This is a genomic window from Nocardiopsis sp. SBT366, assembly GCF_001083815.1.
GTDB lineage: Bacteria > Actinomycetota > Actinomycetes > Streptosporangiales > Streptosporangiaceae > Nocardiopsis > Nocardiopsis prasina.
The window spans coordinates 1-3,605 of the sequence record NZ_LAVM01000152.1 but is presented as its reverse complement, the minus strand read 5'-3'; the positions used below and the strand labels follow the sequence as shown (position 1 = coordinate 3,605).

Here is a 3,605-nt window from a genome sequence, read left to right as displayed (position 1 = left end):
GGTCGGGAGGGGCCGAGCGCAGGGTGGCCCGGCCCGATGATCACTGAAGGACGGCTGGTCAGGGTCAAGGGTGACTTCTCCACGGTTTCGGGCATGCAGAGGCCGACAGCCAGGTGGCTGGATGTGGTGGGCGGCGCCTCGGGCGGGGTCGGGCGTCGGACGGTGGTCGAAGGTGGACACGAAGGGTGTCGGGGGTCGGCGCGGTTCGGCACGGGAAGGTCCGACTGCGGTCCGCATGGTTACTTTCGGTACATGTGATATCACGCTAAGGATCGACGTTCCGCTTGCGACGCGGCCGCGCCCCACCTGGCTGGCCAGCTTTGTCGGGTGCCCCGTCCGAAACTCCCGAAATGGCCGGAAGTCACGCGACGCAATGGTTAAATGCGGCTGCATTCTCCATTAAGAAGCGCGAAACTTCACTATTTCGCACATGCTTCCCGGGTCGGTCGTTTCGGAAACCGTGCCTTGGCCCCTTGCTTGGTCTCACTGTGCGTTATAGCTTGTATTCGTATTCGAATGAGCATCCTCGCGAAACGGGTTGTATGGACGCTCAGCAGGCGTTGGCATCTTTTGTCGTGTTCTCGCTCATTGTCACCGTCACCCCGGGCCCCGCCACCGTGATCGTCCTGAGGAACGGCATCATGCACGGGGTGCGTCCCGCTCTCGCGGCCTCCTTCGGTGCCGCTCTGGGCTCCCTCGCGTGGGGGTTCGCCGCGGCGATCGGGGTCGCCGCGATCGTGGCACGTTCGGATGCCGCCTTCGAGGCCCTGCGCTACGCGGGCGCCGCCTATCTCGCCTACCTGGGGGTGCGCACCGCCCTCGAACGCGCTCCCTCCTACGACCCCGATCCCGAACCGGAACCGGCCTCCCCCTCCTCGGGTCGCACCCGGCTCCGGCCCGTGTCCATGCGGAAGTGGTTCCGGCAGGGTCTGCTCGCTGACCTGCTGAGTCCCAAGGCCGGCCTCTTCTTCCTGGCGGTCCTGCCCCAGTTCGTTCCGCAGGGGTGGGCGCCCATGCCCGCGATGATGCTGCTCAGCCTCGTCGACTGCCTCCTGGTGGTGACCTGGCTCGGATTCCTCTCCTTCTTCGCCCACTACGCACTCCGACGCCTCCACCAACCCGTGTGGTACCGGACGGTCCAGATCGTCTGCGGGCTGACGCTCGTCCTGCTCGCACTGCACGTCGTCACGGTCGACCCGGGCCGTTAGCAGTTCCGGGTTCCAGGGAAACATGTGCATTTCTCGTGAAAGGGATTCGTCATGCCCGAAACCAGGAAATCGGGGCTGGAGATCAGGCTGGTGGAGGCCTTGCAGCCGGTCAGGTACTTCGTTTTGGCGCAGGTGCTCCACCAGTTCATGGAAACCGGCCTCCATGAAGAGCTCAACGCGGGCCCGAGAACTGTGGGAGAGCTGTCGGAAAGCCTTTCCCTCCAGCCCCGGCGCCTGGAGGGGGTGCTGCACTACCTCGCGAACGAGGGCTACCTCAGCGAGGACGACGGCGTTTTCTCCATGGAGGAGAAGGCCCGGGAGACCGCCGTGTTCTCCTCCTGGTACAAACTCCTCGTCGGCGGCTACTCCCAGACCTTCGAGCAGCTCGGCCGAACCCTCCAACAGGGGGCGGGCTTCGCCTCCCGGTCCGGGCTGGACGTCGGGGTCGGCAGCTGCGGCATCAGCCAGTACGACGCCTATCCCGTGATCGTCGGACTGCTCGGGGAAGTCCGTGACGACGTCGAGTCCGTCGTCGACCTGGGGTGCGGTGACGGCAGCTCCCTGGCCGACCTCATGGAACTCCTGCCCGGGCTGTCGGCCATCGGAGTCGACCCGGAACCCGCGAGCGTCCGCGCGGGGGAGGAGCTCATGCGGCGGCGCGGCCTCGCCGACCGCGTCCGCCTGAGGGTGGCCGGTGCCGAGAACGCGCCCGAACTCGACCTCGGGCCCGGACCGGTGTGCTTCATCTCCGCCTTCGTGCTCCAGGAGCTCCTGGAACAGCAGGGGAGGGAGGCGGTGCTCGGCCTCGTGCGCGAGGTGTTCACCCACCACCCGGACTCGCACTGGATCGTTATCGAGGTCGACAACCGCATCGCCGACCGCGCCGCGATGGCGCACCGGCTGGCCCTGTCGTACTACAACCCGTACTTCCTGGTGCACTACCTCACCGAGCAGCGCCTGGAAAGGGACCGGTTCTGGCACGAACTCTTCGCCGAGGCGGGGGCCGAGGTCGCTCAGCAGCTGACGGCAGACCCCCGCGTCGACTCCACGGGCTTCCTGCTCGGATACCGCCTGCGCGTGAGCGCCGGAGGTGCACGTTGATCGAGACGCGCGCGAACTCCGAAAGGGAGCCGGTACCGGGGAGGACGGCGGAGCTGAGCTCCAACGAGTCCCCCGTCGGGCCGCCGCCCTCCGTCGTCGACCGGCTGCTCGCCCTCCAGCACACCCTGCACCGCTACCCCCGGGGAGCGAGCGCCCTGCTGCGCGGGGAGATCGCCACTCACTGGAACGTGAGGCCGGAGTGCCTGGTCCTGACCAACGGCGTCGACGAGGCCATCGACCTCCTCACCTCACTCACCGACCGGGTCTGGTGCACCGTCCCCGGGTTCGACGCCTTCTGGACCCGCCCCGAGACCAACGGTCTGCCCACCACCCGTCTGCCGCTGGGGGAGGACGGTCAGCCCACGGTCGGTCCCGATCGTGTCGGACCACACGGGGTCGCCTTCGTCGCCCGGCCCAACAACCCCACGGGAACCGTCGTCTCCGGCGAGTGGCTGGACGCGCTGCCCGCCCGGGTCGACCTCGTCTGCGTCGACGAGACCTACGTGGACTTCTCCGAGGAGCGCGGATACCTGCCGCGACTGGGGGAGTGGGACAACCTCTGCGTCTTCCGCAGCCTGTCCAAGGCACTCGGCCTCGCCGGGCTGCGCCTCGGAGTCCTGGCCGCCCCGCCCCTGCTCGCCGCCCGCCTGCGGGAACGGCAGCGCTTCTACTCGGCGGACGCCGTCAGCCTCCACCTGGCCGCCGCCGCGATCACCGACGACGCGTACCTGGAACGGCACCGCTCCCAGGTGATCCGGGGCCGTCAGCGCCTGGTCGACCTCCTCGGCGCCTCGGGCCTGTTCGTCGAGGTCCTGCACACCCAGACCAACTTCGTCATCGCGCGGTGCTCGGACCCCGCCGAGGCCGTGCGCGTGGAACGGCTGCTCGCCGAACGCGGTGTCCACGTGCTCGAGTGCTCGCTGCTCGGCTACCCGGGGCGGCTGCGGATCTCCGTCGGCACGGAGGAGGAGACCGCGCTCCTGGGCGGGCTCCTGGTGGAGCTGACCAGGCAGGGGTCCCCGGCGCCCCCCGCCCTGGAGTGACCCCCTGACCGGACTGCCGGTCGGTACGTCGAGGGATCCCCGGGGCGACGACGACCCGGGGATCCCCTGTGGAGCCACGAGCGGCGGTGTGGGTTGGCACCAGTGGGCACGTTCTCATCCAGCCATGAGGACCCTGTGGGGCGTAGTCCTCGTCAGTGGGTGGGCGGGGAGTTCGGCGCCCGCGGTCACGAGGACTACGCCCCACAGGGTCCTCATGGCTGGATGAGAACGTGCCCACTGGTGCCAACCCACA

At 68.6% G+C, this 3,605-nt stretch carries 3 protein-coding genes; all 3 read left to right on the top strand.

Annotated features, from left to right (window positions below; genetic code table 11):
- The first annotated feature begins 542 nt into the window (after positions 1 to 542).
- From ADX84_RS24880 to ADX84_RS24870, 3 genes are read left to right on the top strand one after another with little or no spacing between them, the layout of a single operon-like run.
- Entirely contained in the window at positions 543 to 1,208 is a 666-nt protein-coding gene (locus tag ADX84_RS24880) for a LysE family translocator (protein ID WP_199776698.1), read from the top strand.
- 51 nt (positions 1,209 to 1,259) lie between these two features.
- Positions 1,260 to 2,309: a 2-ketoarginine methyltransferase gene (locus ADX84_RS24875; protein WP_049579883.1), complete on the top strand. Its 1,050-nt coding sequence runs from the start codon at positions 1,260 to 1,262 to the stop codon at positions 2,307 to 2,309.
- On the top strand, positions 2,306 to 3,352 hold the full coding sequence (locus ADX84_RS24870) for a histidinol-phosphate transaminase (protein WP_049579881.1): 1,047 nt from the start codon (positions 2,306 to 2,308) through the stop codon (positions 3,350 to 3,352). Before ADX84_RS24875 ends, ADX84_RS24870 begins: the two co-directional genes overlap by 4 nt.
- Positions 3,353 to 3,605 lie beyond the last annotated feature (253 nt).

Excerpts from the sequence above, each read along its gene's own strand:
- ADX84_RS24875 (WP_049579883.1), top strand. The coding sequence starts at position 1,260 with ATGCCCGAAACCAGGAAATCGGGGCTGGAGATCAGGCTGGTGGAGGCC.
- ADX84_RS24880 (WP_199776698.1), top strand. The coding sequence starts at position 543 with ATGGACGCTCAGCAGGCGTTGGCATCTTTTGTCGTGTTCTCGCTCATT.